The organism is Kutzneria sp. NPDC052558, from assembly GCF_044547355.1.
Taxonomy (GTDB): Bacteria; Actinomycetota; Actinomycetes; order Mycobacteriales; family Pseudonocardiaceae; genus Kutzneria.
In genome coordinates, this window is the sequence record NZ_JBIUAG010000029.1 from 90,676 (window position 1) to 116,354 (window position 25,679).

General features: G+C 67.4%; 21 protein-coding genes and 1 pseudogene. 10 read left to right on the forward strand and 12 right to left on the reverse strand.

Going from position 1 to position 25,679, the window contains the following annotated elements:
• Positions 1-240: 240 nt before the first annotated feature.
• Complete coding sequence (locus tag ACIG5F_RS37945) at positions 241-837, forward strand: DUF1345 domain-containing protein (RefSeq protein WP_396524855.1); 597 nt, start codon at positions 241-243, stop codon at positions 835-837.
• 399 nt (positions 838-1,236) lie between these two features.
• Here the strand turns inward: ACIG5F_RS37945 and ACIG5F_RS37950 are convergent, their stop codons facing one another.
• Positions 1,237-1,386, reverse strand: coding sequence for a hypothetical protein (locus ACIG5F_RS37950; protein ID WP_396524856.1), 150 nt, complete (start codon positions 1,384-1,386; stop codon positions 1,237-1,239).
• A gap of 164 nt (positions 1,387-1,550) precedes the next feature.
• Between ACIG5F_RS37950 and ACIG5F_RS37955 the strand changes: the two genes are divergently transcribed.
• From ACIG5F_RS37955 to ACIG5F_RS37965, 3 genes are all read left to right on the forward strand, one after another.
• Positions 1,551-1,718: a hypothetical protein gene (locus tag ACIG5F_RS37955; RefSeq protein WP_396524857.1), complete on the forward strand. Its 168-nt coding sequence runs from the start codon at positions 1,551-1,553 to the stop codon at positions 1,716-1,718.
• Positions 1,719-1,897: 179 nt separating this feature from the next.
• The gene (locus ACIG5F_RS37960) at positions 1,898-2,143 is read left to right on the forward strand and encodes a RidA family protein (RefSeq protein ID WP_396524891.1); all 246 of its coding nucleotides are present in this window, start codon (positions 1,898-1,900) and stop codon (positions 2,141-2,143) included.
• A gap of 159 nt (positions 2,144-2,302) precedes the next feature.
• Positions 2,303-2,614 (forward strand): hypothetical protein, encoded by a 312-nt coding sequence (locus ACIG5F_RS37965; RefSeq protein WP_396524858.1) that lies wholly within the window; start codon positions 2,303-2,305, stop codon positions 2,612-2,614.
• A gap of 30 nt (positions 2,615-2,644) precedes the next feature.
• Here the strand turns inward: ACIG5F_RS37965 and ispF are convergent, their stop codons facing one another.
• Together ispF and ispD are read right to left on the reverse strand one after the other, a co-directional pair.
• A complete protein-coding gene (gene ispF, locus ACIG5F_RS37970; protein WP_396524860.1) occupies positions 2,645-3,124 on the reverse strand; it encodes a 2-C-methyl-D-erythritol 2,4-cyclodiphosphate synthase in 480 nt (159 codons plus the stop codon).
• Positions 3,121-3,807: a 2-C-methyl-D-erythritol 4-phosphate cytidylyltransferase gene (gene ispD, locus ACIG5F_RS37975; protein ID WP_396524861.1), complete on the reverse strand. Its 687-nt coding sequence runs from the start codon at positions 3,805-3,807 to the stop codon at positions 3,121-3,123. Before ispD ends, ispF begins: the two co-directional genes overlap by 4 nt.
• Before the next feature lie 188 nt (positions 3,808-3,995).
• On the opposite strand from ispD, the gene ACIG5F_RS37980 reads away from it, so the two are divergent.
• Complete coding sequence (locus ACIG5F_RS37980; protein WP_396524862.1) at positions 3,996-4,268, forward strand: hypothetical protein; 273 nt, start codon at positions 3,996-3,998, stop codon at positions 4,266-4,268.
• 46 nt (positions 4,269-4,314) lie between these two features.
• On the opposite strand, the gene ACIG5F_RS37985 is transcribed toward ACIG5F_RS37980, so the two are convergent.
• The 3 genes from ACIG5F_RS37985 to ACIG5F_RS37995 are packed head-to-tail and all read right to left on the reverse strand — an operon-like array spanning position 4,315 to position 7,797.
• Positions 4,315-4,986: a response regulator gene (locus tag ACIG5F_RS37985; protein ID WP_396524864.1), complete on the reverse strand. Its 672-nt coding sequence runs from the start codon at positions 4,984-4,986 to the stop codon at positions 4,315-4,317.
• Positions 4,983-7,577 (reverse strand): histidine kinase, encoded by a 2,595-nt coding sequence (locus ACIG5F_RS37990; protein WP_396524865.1) that lies wholly within the window; start codon positions 7,575-7,577, stop codon positions 4,983-4,985. Before ACIG5F_RS37990 ends, ACIG5F_RS37985 begins: the two co-directional genes overlap by 4 nt.
• A 4-nt stretch (positions 7,578-7,581) precedes the next feature.
• Positions 7,582-7,797, reverse strand: a complete 216-nt coding sequence (locus ACIG5F_RS37995) for a hypothetical protein (RefSeq protein WP_396524866.1) — start codon at positions 7,795-7,797, stop codon at positions 7,582-7,584.
• Between the two features lie 238 nt (positions 7,798-8,035).
• Here ACIG5F_RS37995 and ACIG5F_RS38000 point away from each other — a divergent pair, with 238 nt between their 5' ends.
• On the forward strand, positions 8,036-8,461 hold the full coding sequence (locus tag ACIG5F_RS38000; protein WP_396524867.1) for an SsgA family sporulation/cell division regulator: 426 nt from the start codon (positions 8,036-8,038) through the stop codon (positions 8,459-8,461).
• Positions 8,462-8,522: 61 nt separating this feature from the next.
• Here the strand turns inward: ACIG5F_RS38000 and ACIG5F_RS38005 are convergent, their stop codons facing one another.
• Both ACIG5F_RS38005 and ACIG5F_RS38010 read right to left on the reverse strand, forming a co-directional pair.
• Positions 8,523-8,900, reverse strand: a complete 378-nt coding sequence (locus ACIG5F_RS38005) for a response regulator (RefSeq protein WP_396524868.1) — start codon at positions 8,898-8,900, stop codon at positions 8,523-8,525.
• A 124-nt stretch (positions 8,901-9,024) separates the two neighbouring features.
• Positions 9,025-9,639 (reverse strand): NUDIX hydrolase, encoded by a 615-nt coding sequence (locus ACIG5F_RS38010; protein WP_396524869.1) that lies wholly within the window; start codon positions 9,637-9,639, stop codon positions 9,025-9,027.
• A gap of 308 nt (positions 9,640-9,947) precedes the next feature.
• Between ACIG5F_RS38010 and ACIG5F_RS38015 the strand changes: the two genes are divergently transcribed.
• From ACIG5F_RS38015 to ACIG5F_RS38030, 4 genes are all read left to right on the forward strand, one after another.
• Positions 9,948-10,358 (forward strand): hypothetical protein, encoded by a 411-nt coding sequence (locus ACIG5F_RS38015; protein WP_396524871.1) that lies wholly within the window; start codon positions 9,948-9,950, stop codon positions 10,356-10,358.
• Between the two features lie 388 nt (positions 10,359-10,746).
• A complete protein-coding gene (locus ACIG5F_RS38020) occupies positions 10,747-10,929 on the forward strand; it encodes a hypothetical protein (RefSeq protein WP_396524872.1) in 183 nt (60 codons plus the stop codon).
• Between the two features lie 251 nt (positions 10,930-11,180).
• Entirely contained in the window at positions 11,181-11,513 is a 333-nt protein-coding gene (locus ACIG5F_RS38025; protein ID WP_396524873.1) for a hypothetical protein, read from the forward strand.
• 33 nt (positions 11,514-11,546) lie between these two features.
• Positions 11,547-21,401, forward strand: a complete 9,855-nt coding sequence (locus ACIG5F_RS38030) for a hypothetical protein (protein ID WP_396524874.1) — start codon at positions 11,547-11,549, stop codon at positions 21,399-21,401.
• 187 nt (positions 21,402-21,588) lie between these two features.
• On the opposite strand, the pseudogene ACIG5F_RS38035 reads toward ACIG5F_RS38030, so the two are convergent.
• From ACIG5F_RS38035 to ACIG5F_RS38050, 4 genes and pseudogenes are all read right to left on the reverse strand, one after another.
• A pseudogene (locus tag ACIG5F_RS38035) lies at positions 21,589-22,098 on the reverse strand (IS5/IS1182 family transposase); the annotation flags it as partial.
• 119 nt (positions 22,099-22,217) lie between these two features.
• A complete protein-coding gene (locus ACIG5F_RS38040; RefSeq protein WP_396524875.1) occupies positions 22,218-23,573 on the reverse strand; it encodes a cytochrome P450 in 1,356 nt (451 codons plus the stop codon).
• Positions 23,574-23,639: 66 nt separating this feature from the next.
• Positions 23,640-24,269, reverse strand: coding sequence for a TetR/AcrR family transcriptional regulator (locus ACIG5F_RS38045; RefSeq protein ID WP_396524876.1), 630 nt, complete (start codon positions 24,267-24,269; stop codon positions 23,640-23,642).
• Between the two features lie 260 nt (positions 24,270-24,529).
• A complete protein-coding gene (locus ACIG5F_RS38050) occupies positions 24,530-25,504 on the reverse strand; it encodes a helix-turn-helix domain-containing protein (RefSeq protein WP_396524877.1) in 975 nt (324 codons plus the stop codon).
• Between the last annotated feature and the right edge of the window lie 175 nt (positions 25,505-25,679).

Here is a 25,679-nt window from a genome sequence, read left to right on the forward strand (position 1 = left end):
GTCCGCGCGGGCGTGGGACACGGGCAGGGCGCTGACGCGGAAGGGGTGTCCGCGGATGTTCCGGGGGCGTGACCCCTGCCTGGTGTCGGCTCGGCCAGCTTGCCGACGCGAGCGGCATGAACGCCGTCGAACCGGGTATCCACTGCCATGAGTTCGGGCTCCCGCGCGAGAAATCGTCGGTTCCTCGGCAGGCTGGCTGTCTCCGGGAACGGCGGTGGTGCGTCGGCGCGAGCGAGGCTGGTGGTCTCCTTCGTCGTCGGGCTCCTTGCCGGCGCCGCCGGCGTCCTGCTGCTGAGTTGGCCGTACGGTGTGCTGATCGGCTGGACGACGGCGGCCACCGTGTTCGTGGTGTGGTTCTGGATCACCATGTGGCCGATGGGCTCCTCGGCCACCGCGGCTCACGCCGTCCGCGAGGATCCCGGCCGGGCCGTGGCCGATCTGCTGGTGCTGGCCGCTGCGGTGGCCAGCCTGGCCGCAGTGGGCGTGCTCCTGGCCGCCGGCGATTCCGGTGGCGGCCAGGACGTGCAGGCCGGCATGAGCGTGCTCAGCGTCGCGCTGGCCTGGGCCGCGGTGCACACGGTTTTCACCATGCGCTACGCCCGCCTCTACTACGTCGGTTCGCCTGGTGGTATCGACTTCAACGAGGACATGCCGCCGCGCTACACCGACTTCGCCTACCTCGCCTTCACCATCGGCATGACCTTCCAGGTGTCGGACACCGCCTTGACGTCCAAGACCGTTCGCGCGACCGCGTTGCGCCACGCCCTGCTGTCCTACCTGTTCGGCGCGGTCATCATCGCCGCCACGATCAACCTCGTCGCGGGGCTGGCCAAGTAGGGATGACCAGAGCTCGTCTCCCGTCATCCGCCGCACCCGATCTCGCTGCTGGCCGCAGCCGGCGAGCTGGCGACCGGAATTCACTGCGCCTAGAAGACAAGCCATCCCGCGCTGACCTCGCGATGCCGGACGTGCTCTGCACGTCCGGCATCGCGTCGTCGCCGCACATCGCACCGGTGCTGGTCGGCGAGTTCGGCAGCACCCCCGCCGACCCGAATGACCGGGTCTGGCTGCAGAACCTGTTGGCGTACATGGGAACCGGCCAGATCGGCATGAGGCCAGCGCGTCGATCGGCTTCCAGGCCAACGGGTCCGCATCGGGTCAGCCGACCGGCTACGCCGTCGCCGGCGCCGGCTGCGCGGTGAGCTGACCAGTGACGGCCCCCGGCCCCGGCGGCCGTCACACCCCGACGGTGCGCAGGCGGGTCGCCGGCCGCGCGCCCATGCCGTGCACCAGCGCACTGCCGAGCACGCAGCCGACGGTGATCACCAGGACGGTGTCGGCGGTGTGGCCCTCCGGCAGCCGGTTGATGGCCGGCAGCCCGAACACGATCGAGGTAGTGCCGCCCGGGCCGAGCGCGGCTGCGGGCGGTGAACGTCGTTGCGTCGCCGAGTCATGATCTAGTGGCGATTTCGTGGCGACGGGACCCCGGCGCAACGCGTCGGAAGCGGGTGGAACAAGCGGTCATTGCGACAGAGCTGCGCGAACGTGGCATGTCGGTGCACACGTTCACCGGCCAGGAGCGGGTCGAGTGGGCGGCCGTCAACGCGGCCCTGATTCGGCCCGACGGGTACGTCGCCCGGGCGACGGAGGCCGACGAACGCGGGGCCCGCGAAGAGCTGCTCGACGCCGCCGCGCAGCTGCGACCGGGCAATCGTTGACACGTCAGAGAAAGGGAATAAATGGCGGTACGACGTCTCAACCCGTACACCATGCACAGGATTCCGGACACAATCAGCCAGATCGTGGTGGCCGGGTCGCTTGCCACGTGTCCGGACAAGTCGCCTTGGACGCGCACGGCAACATCGTCGGCACGACGCACCTGGCGTAGACCGAACAGATCAATGTCAATATCGGACATGTTCTTGCGGAACTGGGGGGCGGGCCTGGTTCCATCATCAGCGAGACGATCTTCGTTGTCGGTCAGACGCCCGAGCTGACCGAGGTGACCGTGTCGACGCTGAGGTCCAATGGAGCACCGCCGCCCGCGAGCACCTACGTCGGCGTCGAATCCCTGTATTCACCCGACGTGCTGGTGGAAGTGAACCTGGTGGTCGACGTGCCGGTCGGGGCGTTCAAGCAGTAACGGTCCAGTGGCGAGACGGTAACCACTCGACGACCAGCTTGATGGTTGAATACGCCACTTTCAAGGCGCGGCTGTGCCCTGTGCTTGGCCGAATGAGACGTTCAGCACCGCGGAACGGCGATTTCGTCAGACGACGCACCTTGGAGGACGCTCAGGAACATGACCAGTAACAAAATCTTCACCGCGTGGTTCACGTCCGAATCCGACGGCGTGGACCACGCGGTGACAGATGAAGAGTTCACCGAACATCGACCCGAGCCGGAAGCGGTGTGCGGCGCTCTAGTGGCGCTCGGCCCGCTGGAGTCCTCACCCGGGCCGCGTTGCCCGCGGTGCGTCGCCTTCCTGGCCGCGCGAATGACGTTGCGCGACCTCGATCGGCGGTTTGAACTGTATGAGCATCGACGGTCGGAATGGTGGGGTCGTTTACTCCGTCGTTGCCGGCTTCTCTCGACGGCCAGTGAAATCCTCTGATGAGCGAGTGTGCCGACCTCTGGTGAGGCGCTACGTGGTCGGCACGACCAGCGCGGTGGCCACGGCGGCGATGCCCTCGCCGCGACCGGTGAGGCCGAGGCCGTCGGTGGTCGTGCCGGAGACCGAGACCGGACCGCCGACCACATCCGAGAGCACCCGCTGCGCCTCGTCGCGACGCTTGCCGATCTTGGGGCGGTTGCCGATCACCTGCACCGCGGCGTTGCCCACGGTGAAGCCGGCCTCGTCGAGACGGCGGCGGACCTCGGCGAGCAGTGTCACGCCGCTGGCGCCGGCCCATTGCGGGTCGCCGGTGCCGAACACCGCGCCCAGGTCGCCCAGCCCGGCGGCGGACAGCAGCGCGTCGCACAGCGCGTGCGCGGCGACGTCGCCGTCGGAGTGGCCCTCGCAGCCGTCGGTGTCCGGCCAGTGCAGCCCGGCCAGCCAGCACTCGCGGCCGGCTTCGATCGGATGCACGTCGGTGCCGATGCCGACGCGGGGGAGGAATGTCACAGCTGGGCTCCTGAGAACAGCGCCTCGGCGACCACGAGATCGAACGGCGTGGTGATCTTCAGCGCGTGCGGGTGGCCGGCGACGGTGGCGACGGGCTCGCCCAGCCGCTCGACCAGACCGGCGTCGTCGGTCACCGGAGCATCTTGCTGATCATGGGCGCGTCGCAGCAAATCCACGTCGAAGCCCTGTGGGGTCTGGACTATTCGCAGGTGCGACCGATCCGGGGTGGCGACCACAAGGCCAGTGGAATCGACCTGTTTGACGGTGTCGGCGACCGGCAGCACGGGAATCACCGCCGGCGCACCGGCTTTCACGGCGTCGACAACCGCGCGGACGACCTCGGGCGGCGTGAAGCAGCGGGCCGCGTCGTGCACGAGGACAACGCGGGTGTCGGGATGGATGGCCACGGCCTCGTCGAGCGCGAGGCGGACCGAGTCGGAACGTTCCTCGCCGCCTGGCACAACGCGGACGGTGGGACCGAACTCACTGAGCGCGTCGACCACCACTGTCACCATGTCCGGGGGAGCGGCGACGACAACCTGGTCGACACAGCCGGCGGCCAGCAGGCCGCGCACGGCGTGCACCAGCAGCGGAGCCCCGAGCACGGAGACCAGCGCCTTCGGGATGGGGGCGCCGAGACGTACGCCCCGGCCGGCCGCGGGCACGAGCACGGACACTCTCATTGAGGAGCCTTCCTGTCTTCGGCGCCCAGGTTCAGCGGGGCGGGACAGATGACGTAGCCGGCCCGCGACCACTGTCTCGGCGAATACGTCCGATTACGGTGGGTCGAATATCGGTCAGCCGCCCAATGCTGTCACCAACGAATGCTGTCAAGGTTGTCGTCAGAGGGGGTGTGAGAAAGGGAGAGAAAATGTTGTTCAGGAAGACGGCAGTCGGGTTGGGATTGGCCGCGGTGATCGCCGCGGGAATGTTTGCGACCACGGGCCCTGCTCTGGCCGCCTCGAACGACTATGTCATGACGTTCTACAAGGCTGACCACTGGGCGGCTGCGTCCTACTGTCAAGGTTACGCCAACTCCGCGAACCAACACTGGACCGAGGCCCGGCATTCCTGGGACGACTGGTTCTACTGCGCCGACGGGCCTGTCGACAACAGTGCCAATCTGTGGGTGCGCCGCCCGTGAGACCGAGACAGTGGCGGGTCCCCGCGGGGACCCGTCATTCCTTGTTTCACGGCGCGCTGACCAGGCCTTCGCGCACCGCCCAGAGTGCGGCCTGCGTTCGTGACGCCAGGCCGAGTTTGGACAGCACGTTGCTGACATGGGTTCGTGCGGTGCGCTCACTGATGACGAGGGTGTCGGCGACGTCCCGATTGGACTTGCCGCGGGCCACGAGGATCAGGATCTCCCGTTCCCGGGGTGTGAGCGCGGTCGCGGTCTTCCGCGGTGACGCCAGGGATCGGGTGAGTATGCCGGCGACCGTCGGATCCAGGTGCACCTGCCCACGCACGGCCGCGCGGACCGCGGCGCACACCTGGTCGGCCTCGGCGTCCTTGAGCAGATATCCGGTCGCGCCGGCTTCCAGTGCCATGTGCACCCGCTCGGCCTCGCTGAAGCTGGTGAGGGCGACCACTTGGACGCCGGGGTGGCGTTCCTTGATGGCTTTGGTGGCGCCGATGCCGTCCAGGCGTGGCATGTGCAGGTCCATCAGCACGACGTCGGGCAGATCCTCACGGCTGGCCATGGCGTCGAGTTCGTCGAGGGCGGCCTGCCCGTCTGGCGCCTCGCCGAGCACCTCGACGTCGTCCAGCATGTCGAAGAACGCACGCATGCCGCGGCGGACGACCGCATGGTCATCTACGAGGAACACTCGGATACGCGCGTCGTCGTCCGGATGGCTCATGACTGACTCTCCTGACGCGGGTGTGGTTCGACGCCATCGAGAGCGTCGGGAAGGATCGCCTGGACGGTGGTCGAACGGGTGGGGCAGCTGTCGATGACGAGGTGGCCGCCGATCCGGGCCATCCGCTCGGACATCCCGCTCAGCCCCATGCCGCTGGTTCGCCGGGCGTCGGGATCGAAACCGCGGCCGTCGTCGGCGATCTCGATCAGCAGTGCCCCGCTGAGCTGGGGGTGCTCGCCGAGCCGAACGGCGATCTGCCGCGGTTCGGCGTGCTTGATGCTGTTGTGCAGGGCTTCCTGGAACACGCGGAACAGCTCGCCTTCGGCGCGTCGCCCGAGCGACAAGTGCTCGTCGGTGGCCTCAACCTCGATCGTCACCCCCTCGCGGGTGGCGATCGCGGTGGCCTGCTTGCGGATCGCCTCGGCCAGCCCGTCCTCGTGCAGCGCACTCGGTCGGAGCTGGAACAGGGAAGCCCGCATCTCCGACAGCGCGCCCTGGGTGAGGCCACGCAACTCCTTGAGGCCACGGGCCACCGGGCCGTCGGGGTCGCCGCCGGCCTTCTGCACGGCCAACTCGACCGCGCGGGTGTGCAGGGTCATGGAGAACAGGGCCTGGCACACCGAATCGTGGAGTTCACGCGCGAGCCGGTGGCGTTCCTCCAAGGTCGCGACTTCCGACGCGTCGTCGATGATCCCGATGACATCGTGCACGCTCAGCTGGTCGTCGCCGACGACCGACGCGACCAGGATCCGGGCGGACGCCACGCCGACCACGCCGGCCAGCACGGTCTCGACGTGATTGACCAGGTCGGCGTCCGCCTCGTCGGAGCCGCCGCCGACCGGCTCGGGCGCGGCGGCGAACGGATGCAGCGTGCGCTCGGCTACAGCCGGATTGAAGAAGCGCTTCAACAGCTCGCGCAGTTCGCCGACGGCCACGCGCCCGTGCCGTCTCCTGGTCTCGGTCGGCTCGGCCAAGGCGTCGACGAACAGGATCGCCTGCTCCCGCTCGGCCAGCCGTGGTCGGCCAAAAACCGACACACCCACGTATCCGCCGACGTTGACCAGCGCGCTCCAGAACATCGCATGGGTGATGCTGTCCGTGCCGGTGAGCCCGAAAAGGTGCTGGGGACGCAGCCACTGGATCCCGAACGGCCCGTCGCTCACGAACGACCTCGAGATCCAGCCGGCATCGGTCACCGTCGGCAGCAGCAACGTGTACGCCCATACGACGAAGCCGGCGCTCAGACCGACGAGGGTGCCGTTGCGGGTGCCGCCCTTCCAGAACAGGCCGCCGAGAACGGCCGGCGCGAACTGGGCGACCGCGGCGAACGACACGAGGCCGATCTGCGCGAGCGCGGACGCCTGGCCGGCCAGCCGGAAGTAGCCGTATCCGAGCAGCAGGATCACCACGATGGTGACGCGGCGGATGCCGAGGATCGTCGGCGCCAGATCGCTGCGCCGGGTGAGCTTCGCGTTGAGCCGCAACAGGACCGGGAGCACCAGCGAGTTGGACACCATGGTGGACAGCGCGACCGTCTCCACGATGATCATGCCGGTGGCCGCGCTCAGCCCGCCGAGGAAGACCAGCAGCGTGAGCGCCTGTTGGCCGGCGGCCATCGGCACGGCGAGCACGTAGGAGTCGGCGTCGACCCGGTTGCCGAGGCGCAGCAGACCGGCGGCGGCGATCGGCAGCACGAACACCGACGTCGCCAGCAGATAGAGCGGGAACAGCCACATGGCCTTCTTGAGGTGGCGCTCGTCGGTGTTCTCCACCACGCCCACCTGCCATTGCCGGGGCAGCAGCACGATCGCCAGCATCGCCAGCACGTTGTCCCAGATCCAGGTGCCTGGGGGGACGTTGAAGGTGAACAACCGGTCCAGGTTCGCGTCCTTCGCCCGCATGAACACGTCGCCGAAGCCGTGGTACAGCCCGAAGGTCACGAACACGCCGACCGCGAGCAAGGCGACCAGCTTCACCGTCGCCTCGAAGGCGATGGCCGCGACCATTCCCTCGTTCCGCTCGGTGGCGTCGAGATGACGGGTGCCGAACAGCACCGCGAAACCGGCGAGGAGCAGCGCGGCGTACAGCGCCGTGTCCTGGACCATCGGCACCTGGCCGAGTTCGGTGCTCGACGTGAGCGCGGGGTGGCGGCGGATGATCTCGAACGTGGTCGACACCGCTTTGAGCTGGAGAGAGATGTACGGGACGATGCCGATCACCGCGATGACGGACACCAGCCCGCCGAGCGCGGCGCTCTTGCCGTAGCGGGCGGCGATGAAATCGGCCAGCGAGGTGATCCGGTGCCGGCGGCTGATCCGGACGATGCGCCGCAGCACGAGCCAGCCGAGCCCCATCATCAGTGTCGGGCCCAGATAAATGGGGAGGAATCCGTACCCGGTGCTCGCCGCGTTGCCGACGCCGCCGTAATATGTCCATGAGGTCGCGTAGACGGCGAGGGAAAGCCCGTACACCGTTCCGTTTCGGACGACGCTGCGCCCGCGGGCGGCTCGGCGGTCGCCGTAATGGGCGACCGCGAACATGGTCAGCAGGTAGGCGATCGATATGGTCAGCACTACCCAGGTCTGGAGCATCAGGTCATCCCGAGAACTTCACGAGGAGCGCCACGAGGGCGATGAGCACGGTCCAGACGGCGAAGAGGTACAGCCACACGTCGGGCAGGCCGAGTTGCAGAATGGCGCCAGTGGCAGGGATCAGGGGTGGCAGGAACAGCACGGTCCCGACCAGGACGACAAACGTCAGCCGAGCGGTCAGTCGGCCGCCGCCCTCCGGATCGTTGTCGGCGCTTTCCATTATCGCCACCCCTCGCCGCCCGTGACCTCTGGCGGTCATGATTCTTGCCGCCCGTGATTCCCGTACGGTAGCGCGCCGCATCGGCCCGGTCGAGTCGACGTTCCGTCGAGCAGAACTTCGAGCGTTCGACCCGTTTGCTTATTCCGCGTATTGGAACATCGGGTATGGCGGCAGGTGGGGCGGGCATACCGTTCTATTGGCGAATTGGCTGACCTGTGTGAATCAAGGAGTGAGTCCGATGCGAGAAGATCACACAACGCTTCACTCGATGGCGGTGCTGGAGCTGGTGGCGCCGGATGAGCCGTCGGTCCCGATCGAGGTCGAGCTCCGCTATGACACCCGCGACCCGTGGGCCGTCACCATGGCCTTCCACGCCGGCCCGTCACGCTGGGTCGAATGGTGCTTCGCCCGCGACCTGCTGGCTGACGGGCTGATCGCCGAGACCGGCTCCGGCGATGTGCGCATCCGCCCGGACGCCGAGGACGCGGAGTCGGTGGAGCTGGTCATCAGTTCACCGTCCGGCCGGGCCCGGTTCGAGGCGCCCGCACGCGAACTGGCCTGTTTCCTGGACCGCACGCACGACATGGTGCCGCCCGGAGCCGAGGGACGATGGGTCAGTGTCGACGACGCGTTGGCCACGCTCTTCCTACAGAACCTGAACTGACTCGCTCGGTGCGGGGCCGGGCGGCGGCTGCCGCCGGCCGTGGCCTGGCCGGAGGTGCCGGTCACCCGAGCGCGTTGAGGGTGTCGAACAGGTCGTCGACGACCCTGGCCTTTTCGAGAAAGCGGATTGCGCCGGCCTGCAGGGCGCTCCGGCGGGCGCTGCTTTCCATGCCGATGGAAACCACGGGAACCGCGAAGTCGTGGCTCAGTCGGCGAATGAGCGACAGGCCGTCGTTCCTGGTCGGCAGGTGCACGTCGACCACCGCGATCGTCGGAGTGCGCGCGCGGGCCAATGCCAGGGCTGAGTCGAGGCCGTATGCCTCGATGATGCTTTCCACTCGCGGATTCGCGGTGAGAAAGGTGCGCAGTGCCGCGCGGACTCGCTGATCGCTCACCGCGATCAGCACTTGGCGGAGCGCGCCATTGTTCTCGTCACGCATCGAGGCGCCTCCAACCGGGCAGTCGTGCACTTACTTGTGAACAGTGAAGCAGAAGAAGCATGTCGCGGTCCCGCAGCTGACGACGTATCTCGTTCGCGACATCTGACGTAGATCAGGCCGAGGGTCAGGCGGCTACCGTCACCGAGCCGGCCCGGCGCATCGCCGCCTTCGCATCCTCGATCATCCGCTTTCGGTCCGCTGCCGTGCTGTACGGGCCGAACCCGTCCTTGCCGGCGAAGTCCTCGCAGCTGACGACCAGTCGCTCGAAGGACTCGTGGCATTGCTCGAACGCCGGCATCGACCGCACCGCGCCGGTGAAGAAGACCAGGTACTGGGCGGGCGCGTCGATGTCGCGGCGGTCGACCCGTGCCACTTGGGCCAGCTCAAGGCGGCCGAGGGTGATGCGGGCCTCCTCCCACGCCTCGCGCCGCGCCGTCGCCTCGAGATCGGCGTCCGAGGGCTCGACGCCACCGGCCGGGATCTCGATGCCGCGCTGCAGCCGCACGGTCACGACATCGCCATTGTCGGTGAAGGGCACCACGCCGACACCCCAGATGTCGGCCACGTCGATGTCGGCGACCGCCGCGGCGTCCAGCCAGGTCAGCGTGACCGGCAGCCCCTTGACCAGCATGTCGCTCGTCGACTGCCGGCGGCTCGGCAACGTCGCCGAATCCGCGAGGTAGCTGTTCTCAAGAAGCTTCTTGACGGTGATGCAGCGGGTGGCGGTATTCGCGTTCATTGTGGCCTCCGATGTGTCCGTTGCTGATGGAATGAACTCTGCCAGCGGTGGTTCGCGACTACATCGGACGCGCGGCCTGAATGTGTTTACCCGTTGATGGAGGTCTCGCCTGAGACGGTTGTTGCCGGGCGGTCTACGTCATCTGTCTCGGACGTCATGGACAAAAGGGCAACCAGTAGCCCCATATCGTCGGCTGTTCCGTTGAGGGGAACGTCTTTTTGGGTGGCCAGTTCCGGCCGTGTCAGGATTGCGACGGCAATTCGGAATGGCGTTCAGCCTTCCGGTTCTCCCCGAAACAGGAGTGTCACATGTCTGCCAAAACGATGATCCGTCGGAACCTCCGCGCGCTGGGTGTCGCCGGCGCGTTGGTCGCCGGGATCGTGGCCGGTGCGGCGCCGGCCTCGGCGTCGACGATTCCCGACGGCCACATCCAGTTCTGTGCGCAGGGCGGCTACTCTGGCTACATCCATGTCCTGTCGACGCCGATCCCCGGCTACGACGGCCTCACCACAAGGTCCATGGTGAGCCCGGTCCAGAAGCCGGGCCAGTGCTGGTGGTCGACGTTCGACACCGCCGGCCAGTGGGTGCAGGTCGACGTGGTCGGCCTGCACACCAACGGCAGCGAGTTCTACATCGACAGCTACTGGTGGAACAGCCGCACCGGTCTGGGCATCGGCGCGGAGGGTGGGGAGAACTCGGCCTGGACGCAGGAGTGGTGAGCGGTCCCTTCGGGCGCTGACATCGGCAGAAAGGCGTTCCGCCACCCGACCGTTGGTCGGGTGGCGGAACGCCTTCGGTGGGGAGACGAGGTGGACGGGATCGGTGGGGCCGTGTCACCGCACGCGCACGTACGTGGCTGCCTTGAACGTCACGAGCGGCCCGACGGTGGTGGGTTCCCAAGGCTGTTGTGGATGAGCAGGTCGAAGCCGTGCGGCGCGTCGGGTCCTACGATGTTCTGCACGACGGGTCGGCCAACGACGCCCCTCATCGTGTCCATGGGCCCGCTGAGCCGTGCATGCGTGGATGCGGCTGAACAGCTTGCGTGGAGGCAGCGGACGGGTGGGTGGCGCCGGCGGCGGCTTCGTGCAGGCTGCGACCGATGCTGGTATGACAACTCCGATCCACAACCTCGGTGTGCCGCGCCGTTTCATCCCGCACGCGAACCGGCAGCAGATCCTCGACGAGCACGGTTACACCGCCGGCGGCATCGCCACCGCGATCCGGCAGGCCCTGGCCGGTGGTGGTCCGAACCGCCAGGAGCCGGACAAGGCGCCGGTTTCCTTGGTCTGAAATGGTGTTGAGGGGGCGCCGCGGCAATCCGGGCGCCCCTTCGCTTGGTCGGCCGGCGGGCGTGCCCATCACACCATCGGGTGATCCTGTCCGGTTGTGCAGCCAGGTGGAACGCCGCGTAGGAAGTCCGGCGGGACGGCGCTAGCGTCCTGTGTGGACAGTGCAGGCCAGTCGATTTCCGGGTCCGCATCACCTGATCCGAGGAGATGACCATGTCCGTATCGCTTGGTATGCCTACCGCCGCTCCTCCTGTGTCACGCGGTCGGCGGCGGACCCGGCAGCTGCATGTGGGCTCGGTCGGCGTCGCGCGTGAGGCCTCGAATCGCCTGGCCGGCGATCCGGAGGGCACCGCGGTGCGCTCCCGTATCGGCACCGTGAGCTCGAAAGTCGTGCCGGGTGAGCCGGTGGTGTTCGCGCTGCGGGAGGGCACGGCGGTGCTGCCGATGACGCCGAAAGTGCCGGCGAGTGGTGCTGTGCAGTGGGTTCCGGCGAACGGCGACGTTCCGGTTGAGCCGGTGGCGTTTCTGCCGCGCGGCGGGGAGCTGGTGACGCCGCAGACGCCGAGCGTGCCGGCGGACGAGTGACGACCGGTACGTACTAGACACGGAGGGCCGGCGATGAGTCTTCAGATTCCCCCGGATCTCGATTGGCTGGTGAAGATCACCGCTGGTCAGGGGTGGCCGAAGGGTGACGAGGACAGGATGCGGGCCCTCGGTCGTGAGTGGAAGGCGTTCGCCGGACAGCTCAGTGGTGTCACTGGTGAGTTCGAGCCGGTGTTCCGGCAGGTGATGGACAACATCAGCGGGCAGCCGGCTGAGCAGTTCGGGAAGTTTGTCACGCAGATGCATCAGCAGTTGCCGGCGTTGGGCGAGGCCGGTGAGCAGTTGGCGGAGCTGTCTTCGAAGACGGCGCAGCAGTTGGAGTATTCCAAGTACATGATCATCGCGCAGTCGGCGTTGCTGGCGGCGGAGATCGCGTGGTGTGTGGCGAATGCGCCGTTGACGGCTGGTGGCACGATGGCGTTGGTCCCGGGGCTGATCGCGGCCAGTCGGTTGACTGTGATGCAGATCTTGAAGCGGTTGGCGATGGCGGTGTTGTTCGGTGTGGTCTCGCAGTTCGGGTTGGACGTCGCGGTGCAGGCGATTATGGCGATCAAGGCCAAGCTCAAGGGTGATGATTTCTCGTGGAATTGGCAGAACACCCTTGGCATGGTTGAGATGGGCGCGATCGGTGGCGCGATCGGCGGGGGTCTGCATTTGGGTATGAACAAGCTGCGGCCGGAGGGTTTCGGGGACACGTTCTCGGGCATGATGATCAACGGCGGCATTACCGGGGTGACCGTCACGGGTATCAGCAACGTGATGAACAAGGATGACGGCAGTCTGGGGTATGGTCTCACGTCGGGTCTGGCGGGCGCGATCGGTTCTGGGGGTGGGCGGCGCGGTCATGGCGGTGGTGTGCCGAAGATGGGTGAGATCCATGTCGGTGATGTTGACAAGGTCCACTTCGATGCCTCGGACCTCAGCCAGGACGTGCCGCCCGCGTATGAGCTGGGCGACGGCCCGAACTCCGATCCTGCCGCGGCGCCGTCGTACCGGCGTGGCGACTATGAGGGTCTTCCCGGGCTGGATGGCGTCTCGAATCAGATGCCGACGCCGCGGCCGGTGGGTGTGGGAGACTCGGGCGAGGGCAGGGGAGATCCGTTCGCCACGAACCTCACCCCGGTCGGCGATCGCAGCGGCATGCCGGTGGGGCCGCCGCCGGGGCTGTCGAGCAGCCGGCCGGGCGACGCGTCTACGCCCGGTGTGCACGGGGAGGCACCGCGTCCGCAGACGGAGCAAGAGGCGCCGACTCCGGCACGGCTGTCGATGCCGACGGCGCAGCCGCATTCGCCTACGCTGCAAGCTGCTGCGGATTCCGTGCGGTTGTCGATGCCGACGGCGCAGCCGCATTCGCCTACGCAGCAAGGTGCTTCGGGCTCCGTGCGGTTGCCGGTGCCGGGCGAGCAGCCTCATCCCCATGCTTACCAAGATGCTCCAGCGTCGGTGCCGGGTGGACATCTCGGCCCGATCGAGCGCAGCAGTGACCGATCTGTCGAGCAGTCCAACACCCTGGCGCACCACGAAGTGCCGACGCGGGTGGTGCGGCCGGATGACCTGCCCAATGCGCAGGCCGTTCCGACTCCGCTCGAGTCACACCACGGTGTCCCGCAGGACCGGCCGTCTACCAACGACGTCCGCAACGCGACCGGCGGCGACAAGCCGACCGCCGCGCCGGCCCCCACGCGGACCACCACGCAGCAACCGATCTCCGTGCAGACGCACGGCAGCGTGGAGAAGCCGCCGGTGGCCGACGCGCCCAGGATCGCCACGGATCGCGGCGCGCCGGTCCAGCACCAGCCGGCCCAGTTCGAGCCGGTGTCACCAGGGGAACCGGTGGTTCGGTCGAACGAACCGCAGCTGCCGGCCGCGAGCCGCGAGCCGCAACCCGACGCCCACGTGGCCGTCGGCGATCATCGGCCCGCGCAGGTGATCGACCAGCTTGATCTTCGGCTCGGCGCGTCCAGCGAGCTCCTTGGCCAGCCCGGCCATTACCTGCCGAAGCTGCCGTCGGAGAAGGTGCTCGGGAAGATGCGTCCGGAGCGGCGGGATGAGCTGGAGCAGCGGCACGAAGAGCGCGAAGCGGAGTACACCAGGCTGAAGGCCGACGTTGCCGAGTTGCACGTCGAGGAGGAGGTTCTGCCGGTCCTCGGCGGAGCCGGCGACGTCCGTCTGGCGAGCGTGGGTCCCGATCTGGCAGATGATGTCCGCCTCGGGACGCAGGGCCTCCGGGACGGCCAGCCGCTGGCGCCGAACGGGGGCAGGACCGACGCCGATGCCCCGGTGCAGCAGCAGTTCCGCGAACATCATGACCAACGCCTCGCGACGCCGTCGGCGCCGCCGTTCGGATCGCACCGCCCTGACGACGAAATCCGGCTCACGAACGAGGGGCCGACGACCGATGACAGGGGCCATGCAGGACCGGAGGCGCGCGAGGTTGAACACGAGCCAACGGCCCAGCCTGCCACGCGCGGTGGCGTGGACGAGCGCGTCCCGACGAAGAACGTCGCCGACGACGAGTCGTGGCGCCACGCAGTCGACCGGCCCCACGACTGGTTCGAGCCGGATCATCCGTTCCGCCCGGAGCAGTGGGAGCATCTGCGCCGGGACGACCTTTCGCGCCGAGTCCACACCGAAATTGTGGACGTGAAGAATTCAAGTCGAGTGGATGAGCGTGGTCGTCTGCATGTTGACAGCTATACCGGCCTGGTGCGCTATGACCTGCGTCGCATCGAGGTGACACCGGGGCGTTTTGTGCAGGAGTACACGGTCAAGCTGCGCCTGACGGGCGAAGACGCACACATTGCAAAGGCGAAACGAGACGTCACCGCAGCCGTGAACGAGCTGTTCAACAAGGGAAACCGGCTGCCGTCTGGCGATCAGTTCCATGTGCGGCTGGAGTTCGTCGAGAACCGCTCAGAGGCGCACACCGAGGTGAGCGTCGGTATACGCGAAACCGACCAGCGCCATTGGGCGGTCAACGAGCATCCACACAAGCTCGCACATGAGGTGTTGCACTTCCTGGGACCCGGTGACGAAGGGAATGACCCTGCCCGTGTGTTCCTGGACGATGCCAGCAAGTCCGCGGTTGTCGACGACAACGGTGTGCTCGGTGGTGGGGTTGGCGGCGATGTCGTCGAGTTGAAGCCGCGGAACCTGTGGTATGTGGAGCGGGTCGCGCGGGATCAGGTGGCAGTGCCTGACACTCGGCTGGGTCACTCCTACGACGGTGTGAATCTGGGCCGGGAGAACCCGCGTGTCGAGCATGGTGATGCGGCTGTCGAACTGAACACGCGTCCCGCGCCGCGCCGTCGTGAGGAAATACGGTATATCGACAGCGCGGATTATCAAATCGCAAGCCGGGGTGGCGATGCGTTTCAAAGATATGAGGACTTGGATATCGCTCGCCATGGCGGATTTCCGGAGCGTCGGCCGGTTCATCGCATCTTTGCCGAGGATCAACCTGTGCTGCGGGTGTCGTCGGACAATAGTATTGCGATCAATGCAGGCCCGGGCGAGATTCGTGAGGTCTATGCGCTTCGGTCTCTGGCGGACGAGGCGAACCGGCGGCTCAGGTTGGCGGGCAGCAAGGTGGAGCTCGTACCAGATGCGAATCATCAGATTCGCATCGGCGATAGTCGCATTCTGTACAAAGTTGTTCCGGTGTTCAGCGGGAAAACGCCGGACATCTGTCGGGACTTTGCGGCTGAGGTGCTTGGTGGCCAGCCGGATCACCTGATCTTCCGTCGCGGCCCTGAGGCCGTCGAGGTGGCGGCGTCGGCCGACGCGCCGATGGAGGTGACGGGTGTGCACAAGTTTGCCCAGCAGGTCGCTACGGCGGTAATGGTGTCCGGGATCGACGATCTGAATCCACGCTGGGCTGCGAAGATAGTGGCAGGGGACCGGCGGCCTACGGCGCAGGTGGGGCGCCACGGGTTGCCATCGGGCGCGGAGTATGGCTCTCTCCTTAGTTCCGACGATATCAATCATGAGACGATGGAACGCGCGGTTCGAAAGCTCGGTATCAACGAGCATGCCGAGCCGAAAATCGGCGAGGCTTACATGATCAGCTCGATTCCAACCGCTGATCAGCTCGGAAATCCCGCTTATAATGAGAATCATGCGCGCGCCGGTGGGCTCGGCACGGTCTTCGGCTATCACTTCGGTGCCGTTGTGCTCACCAGTGCGGACGGCCGCACCCATGTAACCATCGAGAACTACCGTAGAAGTGCGGTCTTCGACGCTCTTATCAGCGACGCTGTGACGAAAACCTTGGAAAAGAACTGGGAAAAAATCGACCGCGTCGTCCGTGAACTTGATGAAGCGGTGAGGGCGGCTCCACATGGTACGCCGGATCGTAGTCGAGCACAGCAGAAGCTGAACCTTGCGCGCGCCCTTGCCACAATGAAGGCCCATGACGGAAACCGCGACTTGCCTGCCTATGGAAATGCGGCCAGGGCTGCCGAGCTTGCCATGGGATCACTCGCCAGAATTGTTCAGCCGGGCGATCTGTGGAGCTTTCACATGTACCAGCCCGGCGGCGGTCTCAGCTTCCACGAGAACTGGGGCATGGTAAATACGAGCGCTAATCAAGCTGCAAGTATAGTTAATCCCTTGACTGTCGTCGCGGTCGGTGGGCACGGCGGGCGAAGCGTTGTCAAAATCTCATTCGAGAAAAACTCCGTCACGTTCCCGAATACGGGGAGAATCGGCATTACGCGAATGGCGAACGCTCTCGCTCGAGATATGCTATGGCGGCGGGAAAACAGGCTCGACTACGAACGGGTCGAGATTACCGGGCATAATCCGGGCCTCAAACATTTGCCCGATGTCAAAAATATGGGCCTTCGTCGCGCCGAGGCGGTCGCGGTCGAATTGCGGACCGCATTGGACGCCGAATTGCTTCGGCTCCAAGGTCATGGCGGCATTGTGGCGGCGCGTGACGCCAACATCAGTGTGACGTCCAAGGGGAACGATCTCTCCGACTTCGACCAAGGCACGGTCAGCGTGGTCTCGGTGCCGGCCAACGTGCGTCGCCAGTCGGTGTCGGTCTACCGGCGGGAGCGCTTTGACGACACCCCCCAAGCCGGTCCTCCGCCGACCGACGCCCCTGTCACCCAAGGTGACCGTGGTGGAGTGCGAGGGCTGTTGCAGCGGTTCCGTGGGCGGAGTGCGAGTACTTCGCAGCAACCTGAGCCGGTTCCGTCTCGTCGGTCCGACGTGGAGAGGCCGACTATGTCCTCCGGGGGCCGGGTGCGGGCGGAGTCGCATGGTGTGTTCGGTTCCGGCGAGGCCGAGCGTCAGGTCGGCGGTTCGTCGTCTCGGTCGCGTCGGCCGGAGCAGGTGCCGGCGACCGACGCGCCGGTTGAGCAGCCGGGGCACGGCGGGATGCTCGCGTTCATGCGGCGCAACCGTGGGCGGAGTGCGAGTACTTCGCAGCAACCTGAGCCGGTACCGTCTCGTCGGTCCGACGTGGAGAGGCCGACTATGTCCTCCGGGGGCCGGGTGCGGGCGGAGTCGCATGGTGTGTTCGGTTCCGGCGAGGCCGAGCGTCGAACCGGCGGTTCGTCGTCTCGGTCGCATCAGCCGGAGCGAGGGCATTTCCCCCCGCGTCAGTCGTTCGATCTGGGGGGCCAGCCAGTGACCGATGCGCCGGCTCGGCGGGACGGGCGCGACAGGTCCGTCGTCTCCAGCCATCGGCAGGGTGGGCGACGCGCGAGTACCTCCCAGCGGCCCGACCAGGAGCCGTTGTACCGGGGGCAGATGGATAGGCCCGGAACGTCTGGGTCGGGGACGGGCCTGAATATCAGCAGTTCCGCTGAAGCGGCGCGTTACGCGGCGGAACGGGCCGCACGTTCGTCGTCCCGACAGCAGGATTCCGCCACACGAAGGCGTCATGCCGGCAGCCGCAACGATGCGCCGCCAAGCCGTCCGGCGCCGGTGCGCGATGAGTCCGACGGCTCGTCGGACGAGCTGCTACGAGATGTCCGGCAGGACTCCGCCGACCACCCAGCCACTCCCGCGGCGCGTGGCTACGGCACCGCCGGGCACGACCCGATGAAACCTGTGCTCGACGACGAGTCGTGGCGGCACAGCGATGATCCGGCGCCGGACTGGTTCAAGCCCGATGAGGAGCCGCTGCACCCGACGGACTGGGAAAGCCTGCGTCGCGACGACCTGGCACGTACGGTGCACACCGAGATCGCTGACGTGAAGACGTCCAGCTCGATTGCCGAGGGCGGGCAACATCGGTTCGAGCGGTACGCCGGTCTGGTGCGCTACGACCTGCGTCGGATCGAGGTTTCGACGGGCCGGTTCGTCCAGGAGTACACGGTGAAGTTGCACGTGGTCGGTGATCCGGTGCACGTGGAGAAGGCGAAGCGGGACGCCACCGCGGCCGTGGACTCGTTGTTGAACCAGGGCAACCGGCTGCCCTCGGGTGATCAGTTCCATGTGCGGCTGGAGTTCCCGGAATCGGCGAAGGAAGCGCACGCCACGGTGCGTGTCGGCGAACACTCGACCGACCAGACTCACTGGAATGCCGGCGAGAATCCGATCGTGTTGGCCCACGAGGTGCTCCACTACCTCGGCCCGGGTGATGAGAGCCTGGACCGGAGCCGAGTGTTCCTCGACAGCGAGCGAAAGTCGGCCGTCGTCAACGACCACAGCCTGCTGGGCAGCCTGAGTCGGCCCGACGAGGTGACACTCAAACCACGCCACCTGTGGTACGTGGAACGTGTGGCTCGTGACCAGGTCGCGGTGCCGGACAGCCGGCTCGGCCATGACTACGCGGGCTTGGATCTTGGCCGGCCGAACCCGCGCGTGGAGCACGAGTCCGACGAGACCATGTCGTCGCACGAATCCGACGACTCGAGCCGACACCCGCTCACGCGGTTGACGCCTGTGCAGCGGCATGCGCTGTCCGTCGCCGCCGCGCGTGGTGCGCAGTTCCACGAGCAGAACAAGGCAGCGGCGATGGATCGGGTCCAGCGACTCAACGAGGTGCATCGGACCACGTACCCGGTGGACGATCTGGAGCAGATGGGCCGCATCCTTGAGGCGGCGCATCATCATCTCCAGACCATGGAGCTGGTCCGGAACATCGATTTCGGCCGCGCGCCAACCGGCGCGCCCGGTGAGCCCGGTAGGCGCCCCCTCACCTGGGCCGAGTATCTGTCCGAGTACGAACGCTTCCCGACGTTCTGGGAGACCGGGTACACCACCGGTACCCCGTTCCGCGCCGGCCGCGGCTGGGTGGAGGAGCAGCAGGGCTACGGCAGGGTGCTCAACCGGGTGGCCGGCGACCCGACCAGCCGCCGCGATCTGACCGGTGAGTTCGAGCCGACCTCGCCCGCCGACATGCCGCTCTATGGGGCGTTGCTGTCGCGGTTGCAGCACGGCGGCGCCTACTCCTACGGCTCCAGTGTGCTGCATCTGAAGGAAGAGGTCCGCCAGCGCACCACCTACACCCCGCAGGACAGCGCCGCTTACGGGCCTGGCGGCGTGGAGGGCTACACCGACCACGCCCACCTCTACGGCTTGCTGGCGTACGGCCATGATCCGAACGTGCGGCTGACGCTCGGCGGCATCACTGGTTTCCGCTACGACCAGGAGATGCACGATGCCATCGTCCGCGACGGGCACGCCGCGGTGGGCCGCTATTACGAGGCGCAGATCCACGGCGGCATGTCCTGGCACGACGTCGCCAAGGTCACGGTGAACTGGGGCGACCTGTACGGATCGCAGAGCAAGACCACCACCAAAGCCGAAGCCGAGGGCCAGGTGGCCTTCCTGCGCTCACTGGCCCATGAGCGTGGCTACGACCTCACGGTCGAGCTAGGCCGGGAGATCGGTGCGGACGATGGCCTGCACCGGGCCGAGTCCTCGCGCGCGTTGCAGTTGTTCGGCGCCGACCACGACGATCCGATCGACCGGAACACCATCGCCGCGCTGGACCGGCTGGCCAAGGACACGCCGTTCCCCAGCCGCGCGAACGAGCAGGAGATGCTGCTGCTGGCCGACCGCGCTGGCATCACGGGCGAACCGGACGACCAACGCCTGAGCGACCTGTTCCTTCGGGCACGCGGCCAGATCGAGGCCGGAGAGGGCATTGCCGGCGTTCGGGACGCCATCGGGCTGACCGAGCAGGAGCACCGCCGATCGCCGCGGGCCGCCCATGCCACCGGCCCGTCTCACGTCATCGCCCCACATGAGGACGTGATCGAGACCCGGCCGGCGCCGGGTCAGGCAGGCGACGCTACCCGGGAGCATTCGCCCGATGTCTTCGTCTCGGAAAGCCGTCATGGCAGGACGATGTTCGAGGCACGGCGGTTGGAGCTCGAGCCGGACCGCTGGCTGCGCGAGGCGACGCTGCGGGTCGCGATCCGCGACCACGATGGCGGCCCGTTGCCCGACTCCATCTCCACGGACATATTCGGGCAGCTGCGGCGAGCGGTCGACGCGCGGTTCAACGACGGTGACTGGCTTGCCGACGGCGACGAGTTCCGTTTGAACGTGGTGCACACCGACGATCCGTCGCAGGCCCACACCTCGGTGCTTCTCGGCGCCCACGGCAACCTGCCGCACGAGTTGGCCGAGCACGTCGGCGCGCTGCTCGGGCTCGATCGCCATGAGGACAACGCCTCTGCGCACGGCGAGCACATCGACGACGGGGATCGGGCGGTGATCGACGAATTGCGCGACATGCTGGCGGATGAGTCGACCGACGAGTTGGCAGCCGATCGGCGCCTCGACCATGTCCTGCTGGCTGACCGGACGGGCACGACGTCGTTGATGCGACGGATGATCGAGGCCGTTCACGATGAGGAGCAGCTGTTCGGGCTCGCCGACGCGCACGAGTACCCGAGCCTGGTGCTCACTGCCGTCGCGGAGCATGTGTTCGCGCCCCAAGAGGTGCCGGACTGGCGGGAACCGGTGGTCCCGTTGCGCAAGATCGACCAGGCGCGGGCGGAGGTGCCGGCCAGCCGCGTGCGCGGGCCGGTCGACTACCTCGTTCGTCGTATGGAGGTCATGCCGGGTGAGTGGGTGCATGAGGTGTCGCTGCACCTCCAGTTGCGCGACGAGCGCGGCACGTCGAGTCCGGAGGTCCTGGACGAGCGGTTCCGTGATCTCACCACGGGGGTTGCGGAGCGGTTCAACCAGGAGTTCCTGATGCCTGACGGGGAGCAGTTCCGTCTGAATGTGGTTCGTGTCGACCACGAGGCGGACGCGCACGCCGTGTTCGTGATCGGCGACGACGGTGAGCCACCGCTCGAGCTGGCGGACCGGGTCGGCGACACGCTCGGCCTGTTCACGCCCGGTGGTGTCACTGTCGACCAGCTCGCCGAGATCGAGAGCCGGCACCAGGCGGTGGCCCGTGCTCCGTACCCGCCGCAGGGGTGGCCGCCGCCGACGAGCGGGCTGACTGTCGCCGGCGGCGACTTGGCGCGAGATGACGCATCGCTGAGCGATGTCTATGTGCGGCAACCGATCCCGGAGCCCGTGGTCCCTGGCGCGACCGACACCGGCCGCGTCGTGCCCGGCGCCCCAGACCTGACGACGTTGGCCGCGATGATCACCGAGCATGACGGCCATCGGGAAACCGTCGACCTCGTGGTGAACATGCTCCAAGGCACCCTCGACAACACCCGGGTGGCCGAGGGCGAGCAGGCCGCGGGCCGGTTGGCCGCGGCGATACCGGCGGCGTTGCGTGTGCTGGACAGCACCGGTGTGCTCGACCAGTACCTGGGCCAGGCGGGCGACGCCGTGACCGCCGGGCTGAGTCTTGTCCACGTGTTGGAGACGGTGGCCAGGAAGTGGGCGGTCGATGGCGAGCCGGCCGCAACCATGATGGCTAGGGCGTTCTTGTGGTAGTCGCCGCGGGATCGAAGGACGGAGTGTTGCCATCGAGCTCGAGACGGATGTGAAGGAATGGCGGCTCTATTGGCCTCTGGTTGCGCTGGAACCTGTGGGTGGTGTCGCCGTTCGATCGGTTGAATTCTGACGCAGCGTTTTCGGTAGGCGGAACCGTTATTTTGTGCTGGAACTACCGTGACACGCGGTGCCGTTGGTTGGGATCCACCGTGGAGACCACCCGGTCCGGGGCGACTTTGCAGGCGATGCGCCACCGCCCGTCGGTCCCGTCCGAGCCCTCGGCCGGTTCGACGTCCTGACCGGCCACCAACGCCAGCAACGCCACCTGTCGACGGCCGTGTCGTCGAGTGCCGGACAACGCCTCCACGACAGTGAGTGCGTCCGTGACCAGTGCCGAGACCAGCGCCTAGCGTGCCTGTTTGTCGTCCCAGGCGATCGCGGGCTCGCCCGGGTCGGCGTAGTCATGCGTGTGACAGTGGGCGGTGATGATTTCCGCGGCGCCGGGGACCTCTCGGCCCATCCGTCGGATCGCGGCGATCAGCTGGGTGATGGTGTCCTGGGTGGCGACCGCGTCATCCAGCACCACCGAGTCCAGAGCGCGCCAGGTTTTCCCTTTCAGCACCCCGGTTTCGGTGATCACGGTCCGGACAGCGTCGAAGATCCGGCCGGGACCAGGTGTCCGACCAGCGCGGCGGCGTCCATCAACTCCGGATCAGGATCGCCGACACCTCGCACCCACTGATCCTCCCGGACCGGCTACCGCCGGTCCGGGAGGGCCCGCCGGTTATTCAGCACACTCCTAGGCTGAGGCGACGGTCAGTCCCGCGGCTCGACCACCATCTTCAGATTCGTGAAATGAGTGGTGATCCGGTGCTCCTTGACGGGTACCTCGCCCGGCGCGATGGACAGCGTCCAGCGGGAGAGCACCGTGGCGGCGATCATGGCGAGCTCGACGAAGGCGAACGACTGCCCGATGCACTGCCGCTTGCCGAGGCCGAACGGAATGTAGGCGCCACGCGGCAGATCGCGCGCGGGCCTGGCCACCCATCGATCCGGATCGAACGAGGTCGGCTCGGGGAAGATCTCCGGATTGCGGTGCAGCGAGGGAATGCTGAACATCAACTCCGTGCCGGCCGCGATGGGCGTGTCCCCGAGCACGACGTCGGTCTTGGCGCGTCGCATGAATAGGTCGGCCGGCATGTCGAGCCGCAGCGTCTCGCTCAGGACGCGACCGAGGTACTCCAGCGCAGGGATGTCCGCGTAGGTGACCGGGCGACGCCCGAGCACGGCGTCGAGCTCGGCGAGGACTCGCCGCTCGACGGCGGGGTTCTGGGTGAGCCGGAAGAACAGCGACGCCAGCACTCCGCTGGTGGTCTCCGTCGCGGCGAGCATCAGCGTGATCAGCTCGTCCCGGGCCTGCTCGTCGGACATGCCGTGCCCGGTGTCGTCGCGGGCGGCGAGCAGGACGGTGAGCAGGTCGCCATGGTCGCGATCATCGGCGCGGTAGGTCCTGACGAGCTCGTCAACGATGGCGCGCAGGCGCTGTTCCGCCGTGTTCAGCCGGCGGATGGCGGGCAGCGGGAACCGGAAGACGAAGTCGGGGAGCACCGTGCGGCCCAGCACTCCTTGCAGCACAACTGGCAGACACTCCTCGACCACCTCGACGGCTTCCTTGCTGAGGTCGGACGAGAACAGCGATGAGACGCCGATGCGCAGCGTCAACTCGTCGACGGTGCGCTGCATGTCGACGACCTGGCCGTGATGCCAGTTCGCGAGCATCTCCTCGGTGCGGGCCCGCATCACCTCGCTGTACAGGGCGATCATCTTCCGCTGGAACGCGGGTTGCATCAGGCGTCGCTGCTCGCTGTGCAGGCTTCCGTTGGACGTCAGCAGCCCCTTGCCGACGAACCCCTGCATCTTCTCGTAGAGACGGCCCTTGTCGAACGAGGCGGACTCGGTGACGAGCATACGGTGGACCATCTGCGGGCTGGTGACGGCGTAGATCTGGAGCGGCCCGAGGAAAATCCTGACGATCTCCCCGCTCTCGCGCAGCGAGGTCAGGAAAGCCATGGGATCGCGACGGAATTCAAGGAGGTGGCCGACTATCGGAAGTCGCCCCGGCGCGATCGGCACAGCGGAGCTCGGTGTCGTCGTTGACATTGGTTCTCTCATTCATCGGCGGCGAACGTCCGCATTTGTCGTGTCGTGTTCCCCCCTGTCTATTCGTCTCGCGGCGAGCTATCGGGATGGCGTGGCGATGGCGACTTCGCCGGCGCGGAGCATCCCCAGGGCCTCGACGGCCAGGCTTTCCATGTCGACGCGGCCGCCGGAGTCGAGCCAGCTCTGGACGCAGACGTCGATGACGACCATGGCGGCGGCGCACACGCTCAGGCGGGCGCGGAGGTCGCCGAGATCGGCGCGGCTGCGCCGGCACACCTCCACCGTGCAGGCCTCCCGCCACTGCGACCACGACCGGCCGAGCTCCGCCTGGACCGAGGGGGTGCGCGAGGCCAGCTCGTAGACAGTGAGGACGTGCTCGGCGCACTCGGTCGTGGTGGCGAGCACGGTCTCGACGAGGACGAACAGCGCCGTGTCCAGCGGGGTGTCGTCCGGCTCGGCGCGCAGGCGGTCGAGTGAGGCGTCCAGGTGCGCGTCCACGAAGTTGAGGACCAGCGCCTCTTTGGTCGGGAAGTACCGGTACAGCGTGCGGGAGCCGACCTCGGCCGCCGCGGCCACCTGCGTGATGGTCGTGTGCTCGAACCCCTGGGTGGTGAACAGCTCGAACGCCGTCTCGGCGATGATCGCCCGGGTCCGCCCCATTTTCAGCTCGCGGAGGCCCACGGCCATCCCTTGGGCCAGGCCACGCACACGAGCATGGTGAAGCCGGCGCTGTTGCACGACTCGTCGCGCACTGCTTGCTTCTGATCCTGGTCGGCGGCGTCTGCACGGCTCACTCGGTCGCCAGAGGCTCCGTTGTCGGAGTCGGCCCACCCACTCACGACGCCTCCCTGTGCGCTGCTGATCGGTGCACTGCGGTCACAGGACTACTGTCCACCGGCGCCGCCGAGAGCGTCTTGGACGGGAGTGAACTGATCTTGGACGAGCGTGCACCGATGTGCGCGGAATGCTCAGGTCGGCGGTTCGACCGCCAGGGCCAGTGGGGCCCGCCGCAGCTCGCTGGGCCGCACGCCGTACCGGGCCTTGAACGCGCGGTTGAAGCCGCTCAGGTCGCCGAAGCCGTGACCGAACGCGATGTCCGCGATGGCCCGGCCGATGTGGGCCGGGCTGGTGATGTCCTGGCGGCACCGATCGAGGCGCAGTTCGCGCACGTACTGTGCGACGCTGCGGCCCTCGGGCTCGAAGATCCGGTGCAGGTACCGGAGGGAGATGTTGGCCGCGGCCGCGATCTCCTGCGGTCCCAACCGCGGGTCGGCCAGGTGCTGGTCGATGTGGTCCTTGACCCGCGCCAGCAGCGAGCGCTGGGCCGCGCCCTGGGTGGCGTCGCTTTCGCCGAGGCCGCCGCTGAACAGCGTCACCAGGAGGTCGCTCGCGTGCGCGGTCAGTCGTTCGGCCAGCGACGGCGGCGCGTCCGTGCTGGTGCGCGCGAGGTCGAGCAGGAAGCGCGAAGTGAGCCCGGTGAGCGGGTTGCGGCCGTCCGCTCGACGAGCCGTGAACTCGCGCCTCTCGTCCACCTGGGCTGCCATCGCCCCCATGGGAAGAGTGAAGACCGAGACGTCCCAGTCGCGGTCAAAGGACCAGTCGAAGGGCCGGTCCGTGTCGTAGGCGACCACGTCGCCCGGGTACAGGATCGTCTGCCGGCCGGCCTGCTCGACCCGGGCCACGCCGGAGTTGACAACCCCCACCTGGAAGTACTCCGCGGCGGCGCCGTTCACCAGGCGCTGCGTGCGACGAATGTGCTGACCGGTGGACCTGACCCGGCCCACCATCATCGGGCCCACCCAGCCGAGCTCGATGCCGCCCCGAAACGGCTGGTCGGCGAGGCTGTCGATGTCGACCGCCACGAACGTCTCCGACATCGAGGTGCGCCAGAAGTCCGCGGCCTCGGGCCCGTCGAGCCCGTCGGTGCTCACAGTCTCTGCCACGTTGCCACCTGTGCCAACTTCGTCACTTGGCGTACAGGATCCTGTCGACCCGCACCGGGGTCAACGCGACACGGCCATCACTCAACGATCGTGTGGCATTCGCGGAACAGCTATTCCACGGGTCATCGGATCATCCCGGCATCGGCCACTCGGCAGTATGTGGCGTTCCGGCCCG